At 59.3% G+C, this 24,162-nt stretch carries 19 protein-coding genes; 6 read left to right on the top strand and 13 right to left on the bottom strand.

Translation table 11 applies throughout. The features are described 5' to 3' along the window. Window position 1: 1 nt before the first annotated feature. The 3 genes from Q2T94_RS10235 to Q2T94_RS10225 all read right to left on the bottom strand — a co-directional run bounded on the left by Q2T94_RS10235 (window position 2) and on the right by Q2T94_RS10225 (window position 3,658). On the bottom strand, window positions 2-1,453 hold the full coding sequence (locus tag Q2T94_RS10235) for an aldehyde dehydrogenase family protein (protein WP_302264109.1): 1,452 nt from the start codon (window positions 1,451-1,453) through the stop codon (window positions 2-4). Between the two features lie 23 nt (window positions 1,454-1,476). Further along, complete coding sequence (locus Q2T94_RS10230) at window positions 1,477-2,673, bottom strand: iron-containing alcohol dehydrogenase (protein ID WP_302266403.1); 1,197 nt, start codon at window positions 2,671-2,673, stop codon at window positions 1,477-1,479. 307 nt (window positions 2,674-2,980) lie between these two features. Beyond that, window positions 2,981-3,658, bottom strand: a complete 678-nt coding sequence (locus tag Q2T94_RS10225) for a GntR family transcriptional regulator (RefSeq protein ID WP_302264107.1) — start codon at window positions 3,656-3,658, stop codon at window positions 2,981-2,983. A gap of 323 nt (window positions 3,659-3,981) precedes the next feature. Between Q2T94_RS10225 and Q2T94_RS10220 the strand changes: the two genes are divergently transcribed. Beyond that, window positions 3,982-4,509: a VOC family protein gene (locus Q2T94_RS10220; RefSeq protein WP_302264106.1), complete on the top strand. Its 528-nt coding sequence runs from the start codon at window positions 3,982-3,984 to the stop codon at window positions 4,507-4,509. Window positions 4,510-4,983: 474 nt separating this feature from the next. Here the strand turns inward: Q2T94_RS10220 and kce are convergent, their stop codons facing one another. From kce to Q2T94_RS10200, 4 genes are read right to left on the bottom strand one after another with little or no spacing between them, the layout of a single operon-like run. Beyond that, the gene (gene kce / locus Q2T94_RS10215) at window positions 4,984-5,940 is read right to left on the bottom strand and encodes a 3,5-dioxohexanoate:acetyl-CoA acetone transferase (RefSeq protein ID WP_302264104.1); all 957 of its coding nucleotides are present in this window, start codon (window positions 5,938-5,940) and stop codon (window positions 4,984-4,986) included. After that, window positions 5,940-6,722 (bottom strand): SDR family oxidoreductase, encoded by a 783-nt coding sequence (locus tag Q2T94_RS10210; protein ID WP_302264102.1) that lies wholly within the window; start codon window positions 6,720-6,722, stop codon window positions 5,940-5,942. The genes kce and Q2T94_RS10210 overlap by 1 nt, the downstream gene beginning before the upstream one ends. Then, the gene (locus Q2T94_RS10205) at window positions 6,719-8,068 is read right to left on the bottom strand and encodes an MFS transporter (protein WP_302264100.1); all 1,350 of its coding nucleotides are present in this window, start codon (window positions 8,066-8,068) and stop codon (window positions 6,719-6,721) included. The genes Q2T94_RS10210 and Q2T94_RS10205 overlap by 4 nt, the downstream gene beginning before the upstream one ends. A 5-nt stretch (window positions 8,069-8,073) precedes the next feature. Beyond that, on the bottom strand, window positions 8,074-9,087 hold the full coding sequence (locus Q2T94_RS10200; RefSeq protein ID WP_302264098.1) for a 3-hydroxyacyl-CoA dehydrogenase family protein: 1,014 nt from the start codon (window positions 9,085-9,087) through the stop codon (window positions 8,074-8,076). 95 nt (window positions 9,088-9,182) lie between these two features. Here Q2T94_RS10200 and Q2T94_RS10195 point away from each other — a divergent pair, with 95 nt between their 5' ends. Then, window positions 9,183-10,994, top strand: coding sequence for a helix-turn-helix domain-containing protein (locus tag Q2T94_RS10195; RefSeq protein ID WP_302264096.1), 1,812 nt, complete (start codon window positions 9,183-9,185; stop codon window positions 10,992-10,994). A 44-nt stretch (window positions 10,995-11,038) separates the two neighbouring features. Here Q2T94_RS10195 and Q2T94_RS10190 read toward each other — a convergent pair whose 3' ends face one another. Both Q2T94_RS10190 and Q2T94_RS10185 read right to left on the bottom strand, forming a co-directional pair. Further along, window positions 11,039-11,782, bottom strand: coding sequence for an SDR family NAD(P)-dependent oxidoreductase (locus tag Q2T94_RS10190; RefSeq protein ID WP_302264094.1), 744 nt, complete (start codon window positions 11,780-11,782; stop codon window positions 11,039-11,041). Then, a complete protein-coding gene (locus Q2T94_RS10185) occupies window positions 11,782-12,537 on the bottom strand; it encodes an SDR family NAD(P)-dependent oxidoreductase (protein ID WP_302264092.1) in 756 nt (251 codons plus the stop codon). Before Q2T94_RS10185 ends, Q2T94_RS10190 begins: the two co-directional genes overlap by 1 nt. 218 nt (window positions 12,538-12,755) lie before the next feature. On the opposite strand from Q2T94_RS10185, the gene Q2T94_RS10180 reads away from it, so the two are divergent. Both Q2T94_RS10180 and Q2T94_RS10175 read left to right on the top strand, forming a co-directional pair. Further along, on the top strand, window positions 12,756-14,966 hold the full coding sequence (locus tag Q2T94_RS10180; protein WP_302264090.1) for an alpha-ketoacid dehydrogenase subunit alpha/beta: 2,211 nt from the start codon (window positions 12,756-12,758) through the stop codon (window positions 14,964-14,966). Between the two features lie 25 nt (window positions 14,967-14,991). After that, window positions 14,992-16,266, top strand: coding sequence for a dihydrolipoamide acetyltransferase family protein (locus tag Q2T94_RS10175; RefSeq protein WP_302264088.1), 1,275 nt, complete (start codon window positions 14,992-14,994; stop codon window positions 16,264-16,266). Between the two features lie 164 nt (window positions 16,267-16,430). On the opposite strand, the gene Q2T94_RS10170 is transcribed toward Q2T94_RS10175, so the two are convergent. After that, on the bottom strand, window positions 16,431-17,978 hold the full coding sequence (locus Q2T94_RS10170; RefSeq protein WP_302264086.1) for a M20/M25/M40 family metallo-hydrolase: 1,548 nt from the start codon (window positions 17,976-17,978) through the stop codon (window positions 16,431-16,433). Between the two features lie 537 nt (window positions 17,979-18,515). Between Q2T94_RS10170 and Q2T94_RS10165 the strand changes: the two genes are divergently transcribed. Further along, window positions 18,516-19,880: an MFS transporter gene (locus Q2T94_RS10165; protein ID WP_302264084.1), complete on the top strand. Its 1,365-nt coding sequence runs from the start codon at window positions 18,516-18,518 to the stop codon at window positions 19,878-19,880. Window positions 19,881-19,929: 49 nt separating this feature from the next. On the opposite strand, the gene Q2T94_RS10160 is transcribed toward Q2T94_RS10165, so the two are convergent. The 3 genes from Q2T94_RS10160 to Q2T94_RS10150 all read right to left on the bottom strand — a co-directional run bounded on the left by Q2T94_RS10160 (window position 19,930) and on the right by Q2T94_RS10150 (window position 22,662). Beyond that, entirely contained in the window at window positions 19,930-20,964 is a 1,035-nt protein-coding gene (locus tag Q2T94_RS10160; protein WP_302264082.1) for an LLM class flavin-dependent oxidoreductase, read from the bottom strand. A 5-nt stretch (window positions 20,965-20,969) separates the two neighbouring features. Continuing rightward, window positions 20,970-21,611 carry an alpha/beta hydrolase gene (locus Q2T94_RS10155; RefSeq protein ID WP_302264080.1) on the bottom strand — a complete coding sequence of 214 codons (642 nt, stop codon included), beginning with the start codon at window positions 21,609-21,611 and terminating at the stop codon, window positions 20,970-20,972. A gap of 253 nt (window positions 21,612-21,864) precedes the next feature. Further along, entirely contained in the window at window positions 21,865-22,662 is a 798-nt protein-coding gene (locus tag Q2T94_RS10150) for an IclR family transcriptional regulator (protein ID WP_302264078.1), read from the bottom strand. A gap of 181 nt (window positions 22,663-22,843) precedes the next feature. On the opposite strand from Q2T94_RS10150, the gene Q2T94_RS10145 reads away from it, so the two are divergent. Beyond that, window positions 22,844-24,100 (top strand): ABC transporter substrate-binding protein, encoded by a 1,257-nt coding sequence (locus Q2T94_RS10145; protein WP_302264076.1) that lies wholly within the window; start codon window positions 22,844-22,846, stop codon window positions 24,098-24,100. The last annotated feature ends 62 nt before the right edge of the window (window positions 24,101-24,162 follow it).

Below are 24,162 nucleotides of genomic sequence, written 5' to 3'. Positions count from 1 at the left end.
ATCAGTGGGTGCGAATTGCTGCGGTCTTGATGCGCGTGTAGAACGTCAGCGCATCGCGCCCCTGTTCCTTGTACCCGGAACCCGAGTCCTTGAAACCTCCGAAAGGATGGTGGATGTCCCAGCCGGTCGTTGGCTGGTTTACGGACACCTGGCCGGTGTCAACACGTCGAAGAAACGCGAATGAGGTCTCCAGGTCCTTCGTGAAAATCGCCGCGGACAGACCGTAGTCGGAATCATTGACGGCGTCGACAGCCTCATCGAGAGTGTCGACCTCGAGCATGGCGAGCACCGGACCAAAAACCTCGTCGCGCCAGATTGAGTGTTCCCGCGAGACCGACAGGAACGTGGGAGCGACAAAGCAACCAATGTCGGAGGTCTGCCCATCCAGCCGGGAGGCGGCGAGAACCGATGCCCCCTCCTGCCTTGCGGTTTCCAAATGCAGCTGGATCTGTTTCTGCGCCCCGGAATCGACCACCGGGCCAAGGTTGGCACCCGGAGTCTGACCGGGAGCAACCACCAGGTTGCAAACGGCGTCCGAGATGCGTTTGCGCACTTCGTCTGCAACGCCGCGCTGGACAATGAGACGACTCGTGGCGGTGCAACGTTGTCCGGCCTGGGCAAAGGCCCCCGCGACGATCGTGGGCACCGCCAGATCCAAATCGGCGTCGTTCATGATGACGGCGGCGTTTTTGCCGCCCATTTCGGTTTGGATCCGAATTCCGCGTCCGGCAAGACGTCGTTGGATATCTAGTCCGACCTCGGTCGATCCGGTGAAGGAGACAGCGCGGATATGTTCAGAGGCGAATAGCTCCTCGGAAATATCGCGTCCCCGGCCAGTCACCGTTCCCAAAACACCCTGCGGAAGTCCGGCGTCGACCATGATTTCGGCCAGTGCCAGCGTGATCAGCGGGGTGACAGACGCCGGCTTGATGACGACTGCGTTCCCTGCGATGAGCGCCGGACCCAGCTTGCGGGCTGGTGTGAGCAGCGGATCGTTCCACGGCGTAATCAAGAGGACAACGCCCAGCGGTTCAGTGATGCGTGCGGCAAAGGTTCCCGGACGTGCATCGCTCAGCATTTCCCCAAACGGGTCTCGTCCCATGCCACCGTAGTACTCGAAGAATTCTGCGGTCTTGCCGACTTCGCCAGTAGCTTCGGTTCGAGTCTTACCCATTTCCCTGACAATCAGGTCAACGAGCGATCCGCTACGTTCGCGCAGAAGTTCCGCGGTGCGAAGGAGGATCCGCCCGCGTTCGAGCTGGGATGCGCCCTTCCACACGGCAGCACCTTGGACAGCCGCTTCAAAGACCTCGCGAACGTCGTCTGAGGTCATGGCGGGTACCGTTCCGACGAGTTCGCCATCCGTAGCCGGGTTACTGACCTCGATCGTGGCGCCGTTACTGGCAGCCTTGAACTGTCCATTGACTAGGTTATTTGCTTCGATGGTTTTCATAATTGGTCCTTGCTTCGTCGGTATCAACGTGCAGTCACGGAGAAGGCGCCTGCAATGTCGCCGGAGATCATGGCGTCAAACAGGCTGTGGACGGCCTCGAGGGTCATTGGCTCCGGATTCGTGGGCCGCTGGTAATCGGCGACGCAGAGCTGAGCCATCGAAGACGTCTTGTCTTCGCCAATGCCCGCGTCGGCCAACGTGGTTGGCAGACCCATGCGGCCGGCCAGCTCGGCAACAGATTTTGCCGCTACCTGCAGGTCGTTGCTTTGGCCCGCCGTCAGTGCGTTCGCAATAAGCTTGGCCAGGGACGGCTCCAGGTTTTGGTTATACGCAATGCAGTACGGAAGGGCCATGGCACACGAGACTCCATGCGGCATTGGATTTGCGTGGGCGAGGCAGTATGCCAGCGAGTGGCCGAGGACAACGCCGGCATTCAGTGCTTGGCCAGCAAAGTGCGATGCCCACAGAACTTGGCCAAGCGCTTCCTGGTCCCCCTGCGATGCCGCCTCAAGATGGTCCACAAGCAATTCGATGGCGCGTAGGGAGTGGTGTGCACTCAGCGGCGAGGCAGTTGCGGACATCAACGCTTCGGTGGCGTGGGCCAGTGCGTCCATCCCCGTCGCGGCGACAACCTTCCCGGGAAGGGAAGACACCAATACCGGATCAAGAACGGCAACACGCGGAACGTAAAGGCTGCACGATGACGCACGCTTGTTACCGCCGATCGTCACCATGGCGATGCGTGTTGCCTCAGCTCCCGTGCCACATGTGGTGGGGACCAACACAAGCGGCGCCACACCATTGGCCGGTTCCACGACGCCGGTCCAATCCGCGCACAATCCCTCGTTTTTCAGAAGCAACGCAACGAGCTTGGCGGAATCCAAGACCGACCCACCACCGACGCCGATCACTGCTTGTACGTTGTTGGATCGCGCTTCATTCGCAACGGCGTTGACGATCTCGTCCGTGGGTTCGGCACCGAAGCCACCGCGCAGTTGGACTGCATAGCCGGCATCTTGCAGCGCAGCCTCGACAGGTGCGATCAAGCCGGCTGACTTTACGGCGTCATCAATGGCCAAAAGTATCGGCCCGTCTTTGACCCCAAGTTGGGCAGCCAGGACCGACGCCAACTCAAGGGACGAGTTGTTCCCACCGATTACGACTCCGGGGGACAGGAATACGGAAGCAGGTGCTACCGGTGGGCGCCAAGTATGTGACATCTTCTTCTCAACTTTCGGGTTTGTATCCAATAACCGGCAATTCGAGCCTTTGCGCGGTGCAATAGTTGGAATTTGGATCCAATGAGAGATAGATAACCACACTGTGTGACCCACGTCAACCCGATTGTATCCAAAGTGACGGAAGCTGCCTGTGAAGCGCCCAATCCCACGCGGACTAGATTAGACCGAAGAACGGCCAGAATTGCCGAGAAGATTGAATTCGCGGTACTTATCTCAGGTGCCGATAGGACACTTTGCGAAAAGCCGCGAACACCAAGAAGGGAAGAATTATTACTTTAGGATCCAATTAGGTCGTCGCGGCGATGGTCGGCAAATTGCTGCGCGTACGACGAATGTGAAGTTTCACCAGCGTGGCTGCCGCATCGGCATCACCGCGTCTGACGCTGTCGGCAATCAAGAAATGGTCGGCGTTCGTCGCCTCAAGCTGTTCGGTCGGAAGAGATGTCATCAGCACCCGGCGATAGTGCTGCGTTGTGTTCCACAAACGCTGAACCACTTCATTGAGATACTGCGAGCGCACCCCGGAATAAGTCAGCAGGTGAAATTGCCTATCCAGATCCAGGAAGCGCTCCACGTCAATAGATTCTTCGGAAGTCGCGATTTCCTTTATCTCGTGCGCAAGGTCCACGATTCGCTGCTTCCGTTCATCGTCCAAATGCGGAATGCTCTCGCGAATTGCCAGTGGTTCAACCGCTTCGCGAAGCTTATAAGTTTGGTCAAACTCGAATGGATCCATCTTGGCCACCCATGCGCCGCTATGTGGAATGATTGTGACCAAGCCTTCGGACTCTAGTTGACGAAGTGCCTCCCTAACGGGCATGCGGCTGGCCTTGAACCTCTCTGCAAGCATCTCTTGGCCCATCCGGGTTCCGGGCTGCAATTCTCCCTGCAAAATCGAATCCCGCATCTCATCGGCAATCCGGCGTCCGCTTACGTCGGCATTGTTGTTCTTCGAACGGTTCATGGTTCTCCTTGTGGCGCGCTTCGTTGATGCGATTCAGCTTCCAATCAGCCTGGACTGTCGGGCTACATAACGTACTGAAACTAGGCCCGTTCAGACGGCCTCAGAATCCGCGTTAATTGACCCCGCAGCTTTCATAATGTCTCATCCAATGCCACTGGGCACTCGATTTCATGGTTTGAGGATCCGGACACTCGTCCGGACCTTTCGTTCGTCCAGCTTCGAACAAGGTGATTGGATCCTAATGCAATCATTCTATCGCGAAGTGTCGTTTCCAGGGTCAACAATGGGCTATATTGGATCCAAATTCGACATGGAGGTGCCATATGTTCAAAGAACGAGGCCTGCCCGGGCTGCGAGGTACGGATCATATCGGGTTCACCGTTCCCGATATGGATGAAGCGCACGAATTTTTCGTGAACCTCTTGGGCTGTGATCATGTCTATTCGTTGGGCCCGATGCAACCAAGTGGCAGGTGGATGAGTTCCCACCTGAACATCCATGACGAGGCCGTCATTCACGAGATTCGCTTTTATCGTTGCTTCAATGGGGCAAACTTCGAAGTCTTTCACTACTCGTCGCCGGACCAGCGATCCATCCAACCGAAAAACAGCGACATCGGCGGGCACCACATTGCCTTCTACGTCGATGATATCGATGAAGCGATTAACTACCTCAAAGACCAAAAGGTAGAGGTCCTCGGCGACGCCACGAATAGTTCCGGTGCGAGCGCGGGACAACGCTGGGTGTATTTCCTTTCTCCCTGGGGAATGCAGTTTGAGCTAGTCTCATACCCAGCCGGAAAGGCCTACGAGCCAGGGGCACAAACTCTTCTTTGGGACCCCCGGATATAGTCCGGACCCGCTTCTAACCCATCCATCCCACGGGATTCCTCCAAGGGCATGGAATCTGCAATCAACAGTGCAACGACGAAACGAGGCCTGTGCAGCGACCACGCGGGCCACAAACTTCTGGTTTCATGGCTCCGACCCATTTGCCGTAGGTATCATGGCGACGAGCAGTCATGTTTCTAGAAGTTTCTTCATGTTCGCACCACGCGTCACCCCACCGATAGGACAAGGTCCCCAGAGCCGCTCATAATCAACACACCAACGGGGCTGCTATGTTGGCCGTAGACCAGACGTCTCGAGCTGACCCCATCATCCCGCGACTTTCTGTCCACAAAGGTATGTTCCGTCTTACAACGACGATCTACTTCCAGCTTTGGAATCGTAGAGCGATTCAAGCGGATCGAATAAGATAGCTCACGCGGCCAAAGAGTCCACGCGAGCTATCATATTTGAGTTCATTTTTGGACCACTCTGGCTCTAAAAGCCGACGTTCCCTCTGCCCTTGAGCTTTAGCATCTCGCGGGCTTCGTCGGGGGTAGCTACTTCGAGCCCGAGTCCTTCCAGTATCTTTCGTATTTGAATGACCTGCTGTGCTGATGAATTGGCTAGCTGGCCTGGACCGAGCCAAAGCGAGTCCTCGAGTCCCACGCGAACGTGTCCGCCTTGGGCTGCCACTAAGGTGGCCAGTGGCATCTGATGGCGGCCGGCACCGACGACGGACCATTCGTATGCATCGCCGAAGAGGCGATCGGCGGTGCGGCGCATATGGGCAAGGTCCTCCGGGTGGGTTCCGATGCCGCCGAGGATTCCCATCACCGATTGGATCAGCAGGGGGGCGGTAGCGAGCCCTTCACGGAAGAAGTGAGACAGGCTATATAGGTGTCCTATGTCGTAGCATTCATATTCGAAGCGGGTCCCGTTCCTGCCCCCTTCGCTAAGGATGTGCTCGATGTCCTTGAACGTGTTCTTGAAAATGACGTCGCGGCTGTTTTCCAAGTAGTCGCGCTCCCACGCGTGTTCAAATTCGGTGAACCTTTGGAGCATGGGGAACGTGGCAAAGTTCATTGATCCCATGTTCAGGGAGGCAAGTTCTGGTTGGAATTCCATTGCCGGGCGGATACGTTCTTCGACGGGCATCGCAGTTGAACCGCCGGTCGTAATGTTGATAATCACGTCGCTGGATGCGTTGATTTTTTTGAGGAATGGTTCGTAGAGGGCGGGATCTTGCGATGGCCGCCCGTCCTTGGGGTCACGGGTATGAAGATGCACAATTGCTGCACCGGCTTGCGCAGCCTCTAGCGCTGCTTGGGAGATCTCTTCGGCGGTGACCGGGAGGTACGGGGACATGCTGGGGGTGTGGATGGATCCGGTCACGGCGCACGAGATGATGACTTTACGCTTTGGCATGGTTGGTCCTAACTTGTTCTTGTTCACTACATGATTCGATCAATATGGCCGTCAACGGATAGGACTTGACCATGGATGTTGCGTCCGAGCGAGGAAGTGACAAAGGCGCACATATTTGCAATGTCTTGTCCTTCCGGCATCCTTCCGAGGTCCGCCTGGCCAACATACTCGGCGCGTACGTCGGCGATCGGTCTTCCGATGGCCACGGCCTTCCGTTCTATGACCCCGTCGATGCGGGGTCCCTCAATGATCCCCGGCGCGATTGCATTGACCCGGATGCCGTCGGGTCCCAATTCCCGAGCAAGAGCCTTGGTCAGCCCGACAATCGCCCATTTTGCTGAAACATAGGGAGTGCGTTGCGGGGCTCCACGGATTCCGGCGATGGAAGCCATGGTGATGATTGATGGTTCGTTGCCATGTTCTGCGGATTGTCGTAAGTTCGGCATGAAGTGCTTACTGTGCATCCAGGTACCGTAGAGGCTGACTCGCATGGTCTGTTCGAAGTCGTCGGTGAGGATGTCTTCGATATTTGCTGTTGGGCCTGGAATGCCTGCGTTGTTAATTAGGATGTCGAGGCCGCCCATGGTTTTGTTGACGGCACCTACCAGTTCGACGACATCGCTTTCACGCGAGGCGTCGGCGACCGAGGCGTGCATGCCATCGTTGCGAGCTGCCTTGACGGCTTCGATGCTGACGTCGGTCACATACACTTGAGCGCCCAGGTCGGCGAACGCTTTGGCTATGGCGTGGCCGATGCCGCTGGCACCTCCGGTAATCAGAATCCGTTTCCCGGTGTGGTCAATTTTCATGGTCGGGCGTCTTTCTGCAATTGTGGGTCCGTGCGGAATTCGTCTTTGCCCGCTGATGATTTGGTGAGCAATGCTCCCAGGACGACACCGACGACACACAGTCCAGCGAGGAGCCAGAGTCCGGCTGTCGTAGCACCGGTGGTTTGTTCCGCCAGGCCCATGGCGTTGGGGCCGAAGAATCCGCCAAGCAGTCCTAGTGTGTTGATGAATGCAAGGCCTGCCGCAACGGTGACGCCGCTCAAACGCTTGCTGACGTGTGTGAAAAGTAGTGGTTGGGGTGCCAGCATGCACAATCCCATGAGGCAGAAGCCAGCAAAGGCGATCCATGGTGGACCTGCGGCGGCAACGCTGAGCCCTATGGCCATTCCGAGAGTCGCAGTGATGATCCAGAGCCGGTCTGAATTGTGTTGCTTGGCCCAACGCGCAACGAGAAGCATGCCGGCAGCAGCGAAGATCCACGGCACCGAAACCAACAATCCGATCTGGAAAGACGTGAAATCCCCAGCTTTCGCCATAATTGATGGCAGAAAATACGCCACGGCATATAACGAAATCTGGTTGGTGAAATACAGCGCTGCGACTATCAGGATTTGACGGTCCTTGAGCGCCGCCTTGAAATTGTGGTTTCCGGAACTCGACGCGCCTTCCTCGTTTTGCCTGGCCACAAAATCTTCCAAGCTACGTGCGGTTTGAGGGTCCAACCACTTTGCTTTTGTGGGTCGATCAGGGAGAACTTTCCACACATAGAAGGCAAGCAGGACAGTAGGCAGTCCTTCGATCAGGAACATCCACTGCCAGCCGTGCAAGCCCCCTACACCGTCCATTTGCATGAGCGCTCCGCTGAGCGGAGCGCCAAAGATGACGGCGATGGGTGCCCCAAGGAGGAACAAGGCTTGGGCACGGGCTCGGTCCTGATGTGGGAACCACAGCGTGAGGAAATACAGGATTCCCGGGTAAAGGCCGGCTTCGGCCGCTCCGAGAAGTATTCGGAGAATGTAGAAAGACAACTCGCCTTGGACGAAAGCCATTCCCATGGAAATAAGGCCCCACGTCAACATGATCCTGGTGATCCAGGCTCGCGCCCCAACCTTGTGGATGATGAGGTTCGAGGGAATTTCCAGCGATGCATAGGCAAGGAAGAACAACCCGGCGCCAAGTCCGTAAGCGGCTGCAGAAATTCCGACATCGAGTTCCAGCCGTTCCTTCGCCATGCCGATGTTGGTGCGATCGAGGAAACACAGAACATAAACAATGCAGAGTAGGGGCAGGAGCTTGATGAAGACCCGCCGCATGGTCTCTCGTGACGGCGCTTCGATAGCTTGCGGTGATACTTGTGGAGCTTGCACGAAGTTCAGCCCTTTCTTGAGGAAAAAGTGGTGATGAGATGACTAGCTAGCCGTTCAGTTGCCTGTTGCGCGCGTTGCTCGGTCCACGTGGTTATTCCTTGACCCGTTTTACGGCCCAGTTTTCCGCGTGCCACCGCATTCAAGACTTCAGCGGAGGGTGACGTTGTTGAGGAAAGATGGGGGAAAAGGTAGGAGTGGATCGATTCGGTGAGGTCCAATCCCACATAATCGGCGTTCTCTATTGGTCCCATGACGGTTAGTCGCGGGCCAAAGCTATTGCGGACAATCAAGTCAATGGTTTCGGCATCAGCAACACCGGCTTCGAGCAGCGCCAGCGCTTCACGCCACATTGCGTGCTGGATTCGGTTTGCGACAAACCCAGGGGGGTCCGACGAAAGAACCGCGGGAATCTTGTCGATTAACCGAAGGTATGCGGCTATTTTTTGCACCGTATTCGGTGAAGTTCGTTGACCGGGGACAACTTCTACCAGCGGTATAAGGTGCGGTGGATTGAAGTAGTGGGTGCCTACGACGAGCTCGGGATTAGCGTGGCTCTCAGCAATATCGGAGATCCTGATTGCCGAGGTGTTGGTTGCGAAGATGGATTCGGGGGCGAATCGTGATGCCAGTCGAACCAGGTCATTCTTGACGGCGATCTTTTCAACAGCTGCTTCGATGACGATGTGGCTACCGGACAGGGCCCGTCCACTATCGCTGGTGACACTGGTGTTTGCAACGGCTCGATCGGCCGAGCCTAAAGGAGTGAAGCTGGCGTGAATACGTCCATGCATCGAGCGTCTGGACTCGGCGTCCGACTCCAGCACAGTGACTTGGGCGCCGGCAGCCGCATGCAGCCCGGCGATTGCGTGTCCCATGAGACCCCCGCCGATCACCGCGACATTTATTCCTTCCACTGCAGAGATGGGCATTTCTGCAGCAGTAGCCGGTAAGCGCGGCTCATTGTGGATTCCAGTAAGTGAGATTTGCATAAATTCAAGGCTATAGGTGATCCTTGTCACTTGGGAGGTGTGATTCCGCCACACATGCTGCCGATGGCGGTGTGTTCACCACACTTCGATCCTTGAGAACGATGAATAGATTGGCATGGTCGATTATGAGCAACATGGAACCTTCAAGGATAGAGATCCCCCATGGCCGGGATTTTTTGCCGCTGTACGATTCGATTCGGCAGCTTCTAACATTTCGTGATCCGGACGGGATGTTCCACGCCGTGGTGAAGCACGCTTACATGCTGATGGCAACTGACGTTGTCTACGTCAGTCTCTTCGAAGAACACGGGCAGGTCATGCATGTTGCCCATGGCATCCTCGATGCCGCCTACATCCAAAACAGACTCGCCCCGCATGAAGGCATAGGCGGCAAGGTGGAAGCGACCCAAGCGCCAGTATGGACCACCAATTACCTTGAAGACGTGCGCTTTAAACATTCCGCGGAGACCGACGTGATTCTTGAACGAGAAGGGATAGTCGCCCTTCTTGGAGTGCCGATGAAAGCCGGCAACGATTTTTTCGGGGTCCTGTTTGCCGGAAATCGTACCTCTCGAACATTTTCGCCTGAAGAAGTCGCCATGTTTTCCACTTTTGCCGACCTAGCTTCGGAAGCCTTGGTGCAAGCTAAGGAACGGCGTCAAATGGAGGAAAAGCTCGACGAAATGCGGCGAGACCATGAGGCGGCGACGCGTCGTATCGAGCAAGGCAACGAATCCGATCGGGTACACACAGCCATCACTGACCTGCTCTTGGCAGGGGGTGAAGCAACGGATATTCTAGCCACCTTGTCGGCTCATGTTGAAGGTAACGTATTCGCCGACGGGTATTCGGCCGGTTTTTTGGGAATGTGGCCTCCAGAAAGCGGATCCTTGGATCACAGCCGCATGCCGCAAGTGATGGATGCCCTAGCCCGTTCGCGTCGCCTAGGCAGAGCACAAATAGTGGAAGTTGCATTGCATGGCGAAAGCGCCGGAGCACCTGCGAGCAATGGCGGTACTAAGTACCTGACAATTACGGCTATCCCCATCAACATAGATGAGTTTGGTCTACTGCAGGTGGAGAGCGCCAGACCTCTCGAGGTTTCCAAACAATCAACAGTTGAGTACGCCGCAAAGGCACTTGGCTTGTATCTATTGCAGCGCAACGCAGCTTCGGACGCTTGGAAGAAGATGAGATCAAACCTGCTCACAGAAATTTTATCCTCATCCGGAGCCGTCGGGGCCGAAACTGTTGCACATGCAAACGCCCAACGAATTTCGCTTGAGAGAATGACAACGCTAGTTGCCGCACGATGGGATGGAACGGTAGCCCCTATCCGTTCTGCACCTGAAGAATACGAAGGTTACCCGCTTCTGACAGGCGAATACATGGGCCAAATATTCGTGTTGAGTGCGGCGAAAGACACCATGGAATTTGCAGGCCATGTTCGAGAGATCTTTGAAGGACGGGCTGGAGAACGAATGCAGGTCGTAGCCGCCCCCTTCAGCTTCGAGGCGTCCCCTGCCCGTCTCGCAACCCGACTAGCTCGCGCATTGGCCGTTTCCGAGAGAATGGGTTTGAAGTCTCCGGTCCTGAACCTGGATGAGTTGGCACCCTACTCAATGATCATTGATCCAGACCGCGAACAGGACTATGAAGCCTTCATGGAGTTCACAGTAGGTACTTTGCGTAGACATGATCAAACGCACGGAACTGAACTGCTCACGACTTTGGCAACATTTTTTCAGTACGGTCAGCAGCAAAAGCGCACTGCTGAGGCGCTCTTTATACACATCAATACCCTGGTCCGCCGACTCGCAAAGATCGATATTTTGATCGGCAATGATTGGAGGACCGGTCCGCGTTCTGCCGCATTACATTTAGCTGCCCAGTTTGTTTCTTGGGGCTCCATGGAAAGAAATGGAAATTGGAAATAGATGACATTCTGATTTCTGTAAACTTCGATTGTCTACGAAGCGGGTTAGCCCGCCATGAAGAGCCCACCGTTCACATGCAGGGCTTCTCCCGTCATGAAACTTGCAGCGTCCGAGCACAGAAACGCAACGACGGAAGCCACTTCGGCTGCCTCACCGTAACGCGCCAAGGGCGTCTCGGACAGCATCGCGGCTCCCTTGGCCGCTACCAAGGACTCAACCATTGGTGTACGGATGGTTCCCGGCGATACGGCGTTCACTCGCAGTTTTGGCCCCACCTCGTGGGCGAGGCTCCGGGTCAACGCAAGAATGGCGCCCTTCGACGCAGCATAGTGGCCGTGATTCTTGCTTCCCCGATGTCCTGCTACGGAAGCGAAGTTGACAATCGCACCGCCATCGTTCATCCGTGGAATTGACGCTTGAAGGAGACGGTACACGCCGTCAAGATTGATGGACATGACTTTGCGCCAGAGGTCCTCGCCAGTATCTAAGATCGAGCTTTCGGGATAAATTCCGGCGGCGGGAACCACGAAATCTATGCCTTCGCCAAAAGACGCTGAACCCAGGCGCAACGCCTCCTGGATGGCTTCACTGGCCGTTGCGTCTCCCGCGACCGCCACCACACGCACCGCCAGCTGGGCCCTGACGGATTCCAACTGAGCGGCATCAAGATCCATGAGAATGATGTTGGCGCCACTTTGGTGGAACAACGCGGCAATCTGTCGACCGATTCCTCCTGTCGCGCCAGTGAGGAGAAGTGTCTTGCCTGTGAAGTCGAATCGTGCATTCATTAGTACCACGACCCGTCTATGCTCATCCCGCCATCGGCCATCAGCATGTGACCAGTGATGTAGGTGGAGGTCTCTCCGGCCAAGAAATGCATGGCGTCGGCAATTTCCTCGGGTTCCGCAAATCGGCCCATCGGCGTCCGAGCCCTGATCGGCCCATCGACTAGTTTTCCTTCAGCCACGAGGCTGTCTGTCAACTTTGTACGTACATATCCGGGACCGACGGCGTTAACTCGGATTCCGAGCTCGGCCCATTCAGCAGCGAGTGTTCGCGTCAGTCCCCCGATGCCCGCTTTGGCCGCTGTATAGCTGGCTCGTTGGGGCATGCCGGCGTAGGTCGCTACGGACCCAAGGTTGACGATGCTCGCTGCCTCGGAATTTACGAGTAGCGGGTATGCAGCCCTGGCACAGCGCATGGATCCCGTGACGTGTATGTCGAGCATGCGGTTAAAGGATTCATCGCTAACCTCATGGCTGGGGCTCGGGTCGGCGATGCCCGCACAATTTACCAAGACATCCAATCTGCGTTCGGTGGCGGTGATGTCGCTGAAAGCGTCGTCGACACTCACGCGGCTGGTCACATCGATCCATATTCCACGCGCGTCGCTGCCAATGGCTTCGACGGCAACGCGCAAGTGGTCAATGTCCATGTCCAGCAAGACAGCAACGCCGCCGGCTTCCACCCAACGCTTGGCGAAGGCAAAGCCAATGCCGGATGCGCCCCCTGTGATTGCCGCTACCCGTGATGAAGGACTCACTCTGTTGCTCCTTTGACATTTGGATTCAGTTGATTCACTCCAAACCAACTTGTATCCAACCTTAGAGCCAATCCGGGTCAATTAGCTAGATATGTCAACTGTTGCGCTTGCATTGGATCCAATTTAGCCCTAGCGTGGGATCATCGTGACGCCGTTCACGTAACTTGCGCCACTTTTGGGGCGCAATGTTTGGAACTTCCGCCCACGGAGAGAAACCCATGGCTGAAACAACTTCACTTGAACCAACGGCGCAGTGGATTGAGCTGCGCACCTCCCCCGACGACTGGGCGGGCGCCGATCCCAAGTTGCTTGAGACCATGTTGGTTCAGATGCAGATCATTCGATCCTTCGAGGAATCCGTCCTGGAATTGGCCTCAGAAGGCCTTGTCCATGGCCCTGCGCATTCGAGCATTGGCCAAGAGGGCGGTGCTGTCGGATCCGCAGTTTCACTGCGCCCTGGCGACGGCGTCAACGGAACGCACCGCGGGCATCACCAGTTCCTTGCGAAGTCCTTGGCGTTCCTATCCAGTTCAACCGGTGGCGCCATGGCCGCGCAATCTCCAGTCACCCCTCAAGTCCAACACCTCCTCCAACGAACCCTTGCCGAAATCCTCGGACTTGAACAAGGATTCAGTGGCGGACGGGGCGGCTCCATGCACCTGCAATGGCTAGAGGCCGGCGCGCTTGGAACCAACGCCATTGTTGGAGGCGGAGTGCCGTTGGCGGCAGGCAACGCGTGGGCACAGAAGCATACCGATCCGAATTCGGATTCCACCGACCTGACCCTCACCTACTTCGGCGACGGCGCCTCCAATATCGGCTCCACCCTTGAAACAATGAATCTCGCTGCTGCATGGAAGCTGCCGTTGTGTTTCTTCATTGAGAACAACCTCTATGCCGTCTCCACGCATGTCTCGGAAGTTACCGGAGAAGCGCGGCTCTCTGCTCGTGGGCCCGGCTTCGGCATCGCCTCATGGCGAGTGGACGGCATGGATCCGTTAGCTGTGCATTTGGCCACAGAAGCCGCAGCCGAGCACATGCGTGCGGGTCACGGGCCGACCCTCATCGAAGCAGAGGTTTATCGCTTCTTCCACCAAAACGGCCCCTTCCCGGGAAGCGCCTTCGGCTACAGGACCAAAGACGAAGAAAGGTCCTGGCGGGATCGGGATCCGATACTTCGCACGAGGCAGGAAATGATCCGACTAGGCCATATCGACCAGGAATCCATCGATTCCATGACCAAGGCAGTCAAGGCCGCCTGTGCCGCTGCAGTTTCAGCCCTAACAGAAATCGATCCGGCAGGGAAGAACGGCAAGCGCCGCATCCGTCCCGAGCTCTGGCCCCAGCCTGGTTTCGTGGATGTCGGCATCCGCGGTGACCTATCCGAGTTGTCCCATGACGGAATCACGGAACAAAAGGATTTCTCCGGGGAACTCGCCGAGCGCAAGTTCATCGACGTCATTGCCGACGTATTGCAGCAACGCATGGATAGGGATGAGTCAATCGTCGTGATGGGCGAGGATGTGCACCGACTCAAGGGCGGGACCAATGGTGCGACCCGCGGTTTGAAGGCAGCCCACCCCACAAGGGTCCTTGGCACACCGATCTCCGAAAATGCGTTCACCGGGCTGGCAGGGGGCATGGCTATGGACGGCAGGTTCAAGCCAATCGTCGAATTCATGTATGCGGATTTCATGTGGGTGGCTGCAGATCAGCTGTTCAATCAAATTGGCAAGGCCCGCCACATGTTCGGCGGCCAATGCAGCATGCCGGTGGTTTTGCGCTCTAAGGTGGCGATGGGCACGGGCTACGGGTCCCAACATTCCATGGATCCAGCGGGCGTCTTTGCCACGCAACCCGGGTGGCGCATCGTCGCGGCATCCACGCCATACGATTATGTAGGACTCATGAACACGGCCCTGGACCTCAACGACCCGGTGGTGGTGCTCGAACATACGGATCTGTACACCTCCACTGGTACCGGACCCGTCAACGACTTTGACTACCGTCTGCCCGTGGGCAAGGCTGCCGTCCGTCGCCAAGGTAAGGACGTCACGATCCTGACCTATCTGGGCATGGTCGCCCCGGCCCTCGAAGCTGCTGCAGGGGCCACGCTCGACGCGGAGGTCATCGACCTGCGATGGCTGGACCGCGCCAGCATCGACTGGGACACCATCGGAGAATCGGTCAAGAAGACCAACAATGTCATTATCGCCGAGCAGGGCGCTTCAGGCACGGGCTACGGCGCTTGGCTATCCGATGAGATCCAGCGCAGGTACTTTGACCACCTGGACCAGCCCGTGCAGCGCGTCACGGGCGCCGAGTCCTCACCGAGCATTTCGAAGGTCCTTGAGCATGCGGCAATAGCCGGGCACAACGAAGTCACCGCAGGCATCCAGGCCGCCGCCCGAAATCTCGGCCGCGGTTAGCAATCCCCAGGAAAGGAGGAATCCCATGGCAACACTCATCACCATGCCCGCGATTGTCGCGGATGCCACGGACGCGGTATTGGCGACCTGGCTCGTGGAAATCGGAACCGAAATAGGGACCGGAACCCCGCTCGCCGACGTGGAAACCGAGAAGGCCACGGTCGAGCTGGAATCAGAGGCCACCGGGCGCGTGGCGCGTTTGCTCGTCGATGCCGGCGCGCTGGTGGTGGTCGGATCCCCCATCGCCGTCATCGCAGCGGCGGGCGATAACGAGGACGACATCACTGCGGTCCTTGGTGACGGCGGTCTCCAAGGTTCCGAATCGGACGGCAGGGAAACCGCGGCACCTGCGGCTGGCGCAGACAACGCCGACGGGAGCGAGACCACCTTGGACGTCTCCGACGCGCCTCGCCTGTTCGCCTCGCCCCTGGCACGACGGCTCGCCAAGGAAAACGGAATCGATGTGGCTGCAGTAACCGGGAACGGACCGAACGGTCGCGTCTTGCGTTCCGATGTGGAACGCGCCATACGAGACGCAGGCGAAGTTGACATGGTGCTAAACCAGGAAGCCATGCCGAGCCCACCGTCGGCGAGGAAGTCCTCCGAGGAGCGGCCGGTGCCTGGTATTGAGCTGGCCCCAATGTCCCGGATGCGCCAGGCAATCGCCCGGCGCCTCACGGAGTCCAAGACGACGGTTCCGCACTTCTACCTGAGCGTGGATGTCCATTTGGACAAGCTGCTGGATTTGCGCAGGCAAGCCAACGCCAGTGCCAACCGAAAAATCACCGTCAACGACCTTGCCGTTCGCGCGATTTCCTTGGCGTTGCAGCAGGTTCCCGAGGCCAATGTTGCCTTTGCCGGCGACAGTATCGCGCGCCACGAGGATTCCGATATCTCGGTGGCAATTGCCACCGACGGAGGTCTGGTCACCCCAATCGTCAGGGGTGCCCATGCGCTGTCCATTAGCACAATTAGCGCCACGATTGCCGACTTCGTCACTCGTGCCCGGGAGAACAAGATCCGCCCAGACGAGATCGCAGGCGGAACTTTCACTGTCAGCAACCTGGGGATGTTCGGGACCAAGGCATTCTCAGCAATCCTCAACCCGCCGCAGTCCGGCATCCTGGCGATCGGCGCGGCGGAGAAGCGCGCGGTGGTGATCAACGACGAATTGGCAATCGCCACCGTCATGACTTGCACGCTTTCAGCTGACCACCGTGTCATCGATGGTGCAGTGGCGGCGCGGCTCATGACCAAGTTCAAGGAGTTGCTGGAGAACCCACTCAGTATCCTGCTTTAGCGAAGGCGACTGGAAGCGGCTGCCGCGTAGCCCAGGATATTGGCCCGAAACGAATTAGGCTCGAGCTATCCACCACTCGAGAGGGCTGGGATCGGAATCCGATCCCAGCCCTCTCATCGTTGTTCGGCGGGTGCCCAAACCGACTTAGTCGGCCGGTGCAACCCTCAGTTGCGGAAGCGGGCGAACACCTTGTACATGTAGTCGCTGCCCTGGCGCAGCGCCTCGACGTAGATGCGCTCGTCGTTGCCGTGCATTCCGACGAGCTGGTCGTTGTCCAGCACGTAGGGGTAGACGCCGTAGCCGGGGATGCCGCGGGCCCGCCACGGGGCCAGGGAGGTGCCGGCCTCGAAGAGCGCCGGGGCGAAGGCCGCATCCGGGTAGGTCTCCTCCGCCGCTTCGCCCAAGGCCTTGAACAGCGGGGTGTCGATGTCCGCCGGCGGCGTGGCCCAGGTCTTGTCGAGCTCGGCCAGCGTTTCCTCCTCGCTCACTCCCTCGGTCACGGCCAGCGCCACCTCCACGTCGCGTGCGGCCATCATCTCGCGCACCTGCTCCAGGAACTCGCGCGGCTTCTGCCCGCCGGGTATTGCCCGGCAGTTGATGCGTACGTGGGCCGAGGACGGAATCACGTTCTCCTTGTAACCCGCGTCCTCAATGACGAAGGCGTGGGTGGTCCGCAACAGGGCGCTGTGCAGCCACGGGTAGCTGGACTTGGACACCATGACGCGGGCCGCGCGCTCGCGGGCGTTCTGGCTGCGGGCAGAGAGCAGCAATTCGACGGCACGCTTGAATCCGGCGTCCTCCGAGGCCTTGGCAAGGGCGGAGAAGTACTCGCGGGTCACCTCCGTGAGGTGGACCGGCGCCTGCCAATCGCCGAGTTCGGCCACCGCGCGGGAGAGCGCGACGATGGCGGAGTCGGGGTTGGGCTTTGAGGAGTGGGTCGCTGTCCCGCCAGCGGTCAGATCCAGGTTGAAGTAGACCTTGTCCTGCCGGGTGGCGGTGATGAGCATCGGGGTGGTCTTGTCCTTCTGCGCCAGGAACCAGCCGCCCTCGGTCAGCACCATACCGGCGTCCAGCTTGTCCCAGTGGTTGGCGGCCAGCCACCGCGAGCCGAAGGATCCGGCCTCCTCGTCGCAATCGGTGAGCACGATGATGTCCCGGTCGAACGTGGCGCCTTCGGAGATGTGCCGCAGCAGTGCACTGATGGTGGCCGAGTTGGCGCCCTTCATGTCCAGGGCCCCACGCCCGTAAACCTCGCCGTCATGCACCTCGCCGGAAAACGGGTCCACGGTCCAGTTTTCCCGTTCCACCGGCACGACGTCGGAGTGGCCGAGGATGAGCAATGGTTTCTCGGTGCCTGTTCCGGGGATGCGCGCAATCAGATGGACGTTGTTCGGTTGCGGGGTGTCGATGATTTCCACGGGAATGCCCGCGTTCTCCCACACGGCCTTGAGCATCTCGGCATGCGGCCGGGTGTCGGCGCCCTGACCGAAGTTCTGTGTGTCGAAGCGGAGCATGCGCTGGAGCAGGTCGAGCGCATCCTTGTCGGCTTCCGGCACCGCCGAGGCGGCAGCTGCGGGATTGGCCCCGGTTGCTGAGGCGAAGACTCCCCCGCCGACGACTCCGGCGGCCCCCAGTGCGGCAACGCCTCCCAGGAATGTACGGCGGCGCAGCGGCGTCTTTGCAACCTCGCCCAAATCACGTGTGATGTCCATTTTTATACCTTCTTTGGTCTTGTGCAGTGCGAGTGCAAGACCCACGCTTGCCGAGCGTCCCCGCACCGGTCAATGGGTGACCGTCGTCACAAGCGCCAAGCGGCCCCGGATGCGAGACGAACGGCGCGCGGGACCCAATCGTGACGACAATGCGACGCCAAAACCGCACTGACATGGGTTTCGACCTATTCGGCGACGGCTCGGGAGGGGCATGTGGTGCAGACTCAGGCCGGTCGGCGATATTCTCGCCCTGGAACGGATGGAGGCAGGTATTTTCTTCCCTGAGACTCGGGTAGCGGGCGAGATTTGGCAAGCACATTTCGCCGGATTCCTTCTATGCTTGCCATTAGTTACCTGTAAGGCGGAGATTCTGTCCCAGATTTCCCGCCGTCTTCGACGTCGCACCATCAGCCGGAGTCTGTAGACCGGAGCCCACCCCACGATCCGTTTCCACGGGAATCGCGTGACATACTTCGACCAACTGACCTGGATGTGCAACCGTTGGATCAGTCCTTCCCTTGCCAGAAAGCCAAGCCCTTGACACTGCCCTCATCGCCCGCCGATCCCGTCCGCAACACGGTGCCGCGAAAAACGCCTCGTATCCACCGCGCCTGGCTTGTGGCCGCGGTGACGGTACTCGCCCTCGTGGCGGCCGCCGCCTTCCGTTCCACCACCGGCGCGTTCTTCGAGCCGCTGGAATCCGAATTCGGATGGACGCGCTCGCAGCTCTCCACTGCGGTGACCATCAATCTCGTGGTCTATGGATTGGTGGCGCCGTTCGCGGCGACGCTGCTGGAGCGGTTCTCGATGCGCTTCGTTGCCGCCCTGGCCTTGGGCCTGGTCTCGGCCGGTGCAGGGCTGGCGGTCTTCGTGTCCGAGGTGTGGCAGCTCTGGCTCCTGTGGGGCGGGCTGGTGGGAATCGGCACCGGTGCCATTGCCCTGGTGTTCGGGGCGGTGGTGGCGAACCGCTGGTTCGCGGCGCGGCGAGGCCTGGTAATGGGAATCTTCTCCGCTGCCAACGCCTGCGGCCAGCTGATCTTCCTGCCCACCATCGTGCATCTCACCGGACTCCACGGCTGGCGCACCGCCTCGCTGCTGGTGGCGGGATTTGCGCTGGCGATCGTTCCCCTGCTGTTCTGGCCGTTCGCCAACAGCCCGGCCGAGGCGAAGACCACGGCCTACGGAGCCTCCGCCGATGCGAACGCAGCGACGGCAACGGCCAAGGCGCGTCCCGCCGGCAACGCCATGGCCGAGACCCTGGGGGTGCTTCGCCACGCCATGCGGTTCCGGGCCTTCTGGATTCTGGCCTTCACGTTCTGGATCTGCGGCTGGTCGACGAACGGGCTGATCCAGACGCACTTCATTCCCGCATCCCACGACCACGGCATGCCGGCAACCACCGCGTCAGGGCTCCTGGCATTGATCGGCGTCTTCGACATCATCGGCACCATCGCCTCGGGCTGGCTGACCGATCGGGTGCGCCCGTGGCTGCTGCTGGTCTTCTACTACGGGTTGCGCGGGGCATCGCTGCTGACCGTCCACTCGCTGCTCGGTCCCACGGTGGAGCCGGTGCTCTGGATCTTCATCCTGTTCTACGGACTGGACTGGGTGGCCACCGTCCCGCCCACCGTCGTGCTGTGCCGGCAATACTTCGGCCCGGTGCGGGCGGCAGTGGTCTTCGGCTGGGTCTTCGCCTTCCACATGGTCGGCGCCGGCGTGGGCGCACTCACCGCGGGGATCGGCCGCGACCTCTCGGGCAGCTACCTGATCGCCTGGATCACCGCCGCAGTTCTCTGCTTCCTCGCCGCCGCCAGCCTGTTCCTGCTGCCCGGCTCGCGGAAGGCCGTTGAAGCGGAACCCGAAAGCGTCCCCGACGAACTGGATCCCTCGCGCGTGGACTAGGCGCCAAGAAGGCCGGCCCGCGATCGCGGGCCGGCCTTCTTGGTGAAAGTTAGTTTTTCAGCGCCGCCCGTACGGCGGGCAGCACTTGAGTGGCCAGCAGTTCGATGGAGCGCAGCGTCTGTGCCTGCGACAAACCGCCCAAGCCCACTTGGGCGAGGAAGCGGGTGTGTCCCAGGATCTCGTGCTCCCAGAGGATCTTCTCCACGATTTCGGCGGGGCTGCCGGCGAACAGGGCACCGCGCGGGCTGGCCCAGGCCTCGAAGGCTGCCCGGTCCAGGCGGCCGGCCCGGGGCATGTTCTGGCCGATGTACGAGGCATAATGCGGGAAGAACGTGTCCTTGGCTCCCTGCGAGGTTTCCTCGACATAGAAATGCGAGGTCACTCCGATCTGCCCAGGCTCCCGGCCCGCGGCCGCGGCGGAACGGCGGTATAGCTCGGCAAGAGGTGCGAAGCGCGGCGGGTCGCCGAGGATGGCCAGGTACAGCGGAAGCCCCAGCTTTCCGGCGCGCACGGCCGAGGCCGGGGTTCCGCCCACCGCGGCCCAGATCGGCAGTGAGTCCTGGACCGGGCGCGGGAAGACACCCGCCTCGTGCAGCGGCGGGCGGGTACTGCCGTTGAACGTGACAGGGTTTTCGTCACGGATCTTCAGTAGGAGCTCAAGCCGGTCGTCGAAATACTCGTCGTAGCGCTGCAGGTCCTGGCCGAAGAGCGGGAAGGACTCCAGGTAGGCTCCGCGTCCGGCGGTGAGCTCCGCACGACCCTGGCTGATCAGGTCCAGCGTCGCGAAGTCCTCGAAGACGCGCACCGGGTCTGCACTGGAGAGCACAGTGACCGTGCTGGTCAGGCGGATGTTCTTGGTCTGCGCGGCGGCGGCCGCCAGGACGACCGGCGGGGAGGAGACGGCGAAGTCCTCGCGGTGGTGCTCCCCCACGCCAAAGACGTCAAGTCCGGCCTCGTCCGCCACGCGGGCCCATTCAAGGATGTCGCGCATGCGCGTGGCTGCGTCGATGGGCTTGCCGGCGGCATCGCGGGTGAGCTCACCGAAGGTGAAGATCCCTATCTCGAACGGGCTAGTAGCATTCATGCGCTTCAGATGACCTCGGCACCGATGTGGGCGGTGATGAAGTCGCGGACGTCATCGAGCTCGGCGGCGTTGATGCCGTGGGCCAGTCCCGGGTAGACCTTCTCAACGAGAGCGGAATGGGCCGGAAGGAATTCGGTGGTGCGGGTGATCGCGAGCGGGGCAATGACCCGATCCTCGGAGCCACGGCCCCAGAACACGGCCGGAAGGTTTTCGCGCAGATCCTCGTCGCCAGGCTGGGTCGCACCGAGGACGAATCCGCCGAGGATCACCGGGGCAATAACGCGCTCGGGGCGGGTGCGCAGCAGCTGGCTGGCCATGAGCCCGCCCTGGGAGAAGCCGATGGGAATGATGCGGGTGGCCGGGTCGACGTTTGCCTCGATCCAGGCCCAGATGGCGGCGGTGGCAGCCTCCACCGGAGCAGCATCCGGGGCGCCGGGGGTGGTGATCTCGAACCAGGCCGCGCCGCCGTTGCCCAGTTCGAGCGGTGCGCGCAGCGAGGCCCAGGGCAGGTCGAACCCGAGGGCTGGGGCCAGCCCGCTGAGGTCCTGTTCGTTGGATCCGAAGCCGTGCAGAAAGAGCACGACCGCGGCGGGCGTTTCGGTAGTGGTCCAGCCGGTTGAACGGACGTCGCGCAGTGTGGTGGTCATTCGTGGATCGACTCCTGGGGCAGAGGTGGTCAGGGAGAGCGCTTTGCTTCTACCTTCAACGATACATGCTTTAGTTTAATCTTCAAGCATAAAGCGCGCGAGTGCCCCTTCCTGCGCTACGTTTCGGATTTGGGATCAAGTATTTCGCACTTTTCGAAGCGTGGAGCCCTCACTACTGTCACAACTCCATCACTCGTGGCGAGGGCACCTAATAGAAATGCGACGCGCGAGCAGTTGCTCGTACGTCTATTTATCAGTAGAGCCAAGGTGGGTTCCCCGCAGAGCCTCGTTCACGCATGTCGGCGGCGATTTGGGACGCAGCTTTCTGTAACGCTTCGACGATTACATCCACCTTTTCCTGGCGCATCACCAAGTGTGTCTCACCTGCGCAGGTGAGGGCAGCGACGCATCCACCCGTAGTGCTGAGTACCGGCACGGCAATCGACGATAATCCGAGGTGGGAATCGTCGGTGCTGAGCTCGAAGCCTCGAGATCGGGTAACCGAGAGGCGTCGTCGGATAATCTCCAAATCGACGAGAGTTCTGTGCGTCACATGTTGGGCTGAGGAACCCCTTGCCGCTCGGGAGAACCACTTCTCGATGAACGCTTCCCCCGAATATGCGAGCAAGACCCGAGGGGCCGCGCCGGCGTTCAGTGGGAGATGTGCACCCTCCTCCATTCCACCGGCGTGGTACGAAGTACCCTCCATGCGCGCGAGACATAGCGCCATATCCTCGTGCTGGACGGACAGCAATACAGCGAGGTTCGTCGAAGTGCGAAGCTTCAGCAGCGCAGGTAGTGCTTGCTGACGGAAGGTGAGGCGGTCGATGGACCTGCGGGCCTTAGCCATGTGACTCGGATGCAGATCAATCTCGCCACTGGCCTTTCGGTACAGGATCGACTCGTCCAATAGCGAGCTAACCAGCCGATACGCGGTACTTCGCGGAACATTGAGCCCGCCGACGATCTCCGTGATAGTGACCGGACCCTCCTCAGCAACGAGATTATAGAGCGCAATGGTGCGTCCAAAGCCAGTCAGTGGTGTTGACAAGTTACGTCCTCCGGTTCCCCCAGGAACCTCAAGTATCACTCAGTGGGACACGTGATCCAAGCTTATGGGATTTCATGAACCAGCTATTGTGCTCCGCATCACACGACCGGAAGCTGAATGTCAACGTCGGTGTTCGGCCGGTGGACCTCACGAAAATCAACGAAGATGATCGGAGTTTGGCATGAAGCCATTCAACAGGCGACCTTTCTTGGTCGGTGCTACCGCGCTCGCTGCGGCCCTCGTATTAAGCGCATGTGGCGGCTCAGGTAGTGCGAATGTTAGCGGAGCGATAAAGGTTGGCGTGGTTCTTCCGCTGACTGGCAACCTCTCGGCCCTCGGCAATGAGATGAACAACGGGTATCTCGTAGCCCAAGAGCTCTTCAACGAGGCGGGCGGTGTGAACGGTCGCGATGTCGAGTTCGTGACTTCGGACGCCCCAAGCCCGGAAGATGCCGTGAGCGTAGCGACCAAGCTGAGTACTGATGCTTCCGTCGCCGCAATTATGGGCTCGTATTCATCCGGTATAGCTATCCCGGCCTCCGAGGTCGCCAACCGGAATAAGAAGCCCTACTGGGAGACCGGTGGTGCCGCCGATGAGATCACTGACCGTGGCCTTGAATACCTATTCCGCACGAGCGGCACTGCGTCCCAGCCACAGACCAGCGCGATGACTGCCGATTTCTTCCAAAATACGATTTCCAAGGCCATGGGCAAGGATATGTCCGAGGTGAAGATCGGAATTGCCCATGAAGACAGCGCGTTCGGTGTTTCCTCTGCGGCATCCTTCAAGAAAATCGCGGATGAGAACGGATGGAACGTTGTCGCGGAACAGCCTTATACCGCCACGACGTCGGACCTTTCCTCGGTGGTACAGAACCTGAAAACCTCGCAAGTGGAAGTCCTGTACTCCGCCGCTTACGTTAATGATGCGATCCTCCTCATGAACCAGTCCGCAGAACTCGGCTTCGATCCGGCAGTCGTTCTCGGTTACGGCGCGGGCTACACAACACCGGATATCGTCAACGCGCTGGGTGACCGCGTCAACGGGATCGTGGCGATGGACGGTGCACCCATCGGCATTCAGGACGACCTGCTCCCCGAGAATCCGACACCCTCATACTCGGAATTCGTTGAGCGCTACGAATCCAAGTTCGATCGCGCCCCGCTCGTGCACGCAACCATTGGTTACGTGGGTGCCATGACCTTGTTCCAAGAGGTTCTCTCCAAGATGACGGACCCCCTCGACGGCGAGGAATTTCTCGAGGTTGCCCGTAAAGTCGACATCGCTCCAGGCGGAACCGCCTCCTACTTCGGCGTGAAGTTCGACGATAAGGGCCAAAACGAACGAGCCATGACCTTCCTCATGCAGTATTCCGACAAGAAGATGGTCACCATCTACCCCGAAAACGTCGCCGCTAAAGACTTCGAGCTCCGTTAGTTGGATATGGGCTAGCGGCCGCATCCGCTAGCCCCGTTCGGCTAACACTCGATCGGAAAGGA

It is taken from the genome of Paeniglutamicibacter sulfureus (genome assembly GCF_030512175.1).
Classification (GTDB): domain Bacteria; phylum Actinomycetota; class Actinomycetes; order Actinomycetales; family Micrococcaceae; genus Paeniglutamicibacter; species Paeniglutamicibacter sulfureus.
The sequence above is the reverse complement of the archived record's forward strand: the minus strand, read 5'-3'. Positions and strand labels throughout refer to the sequence as shown.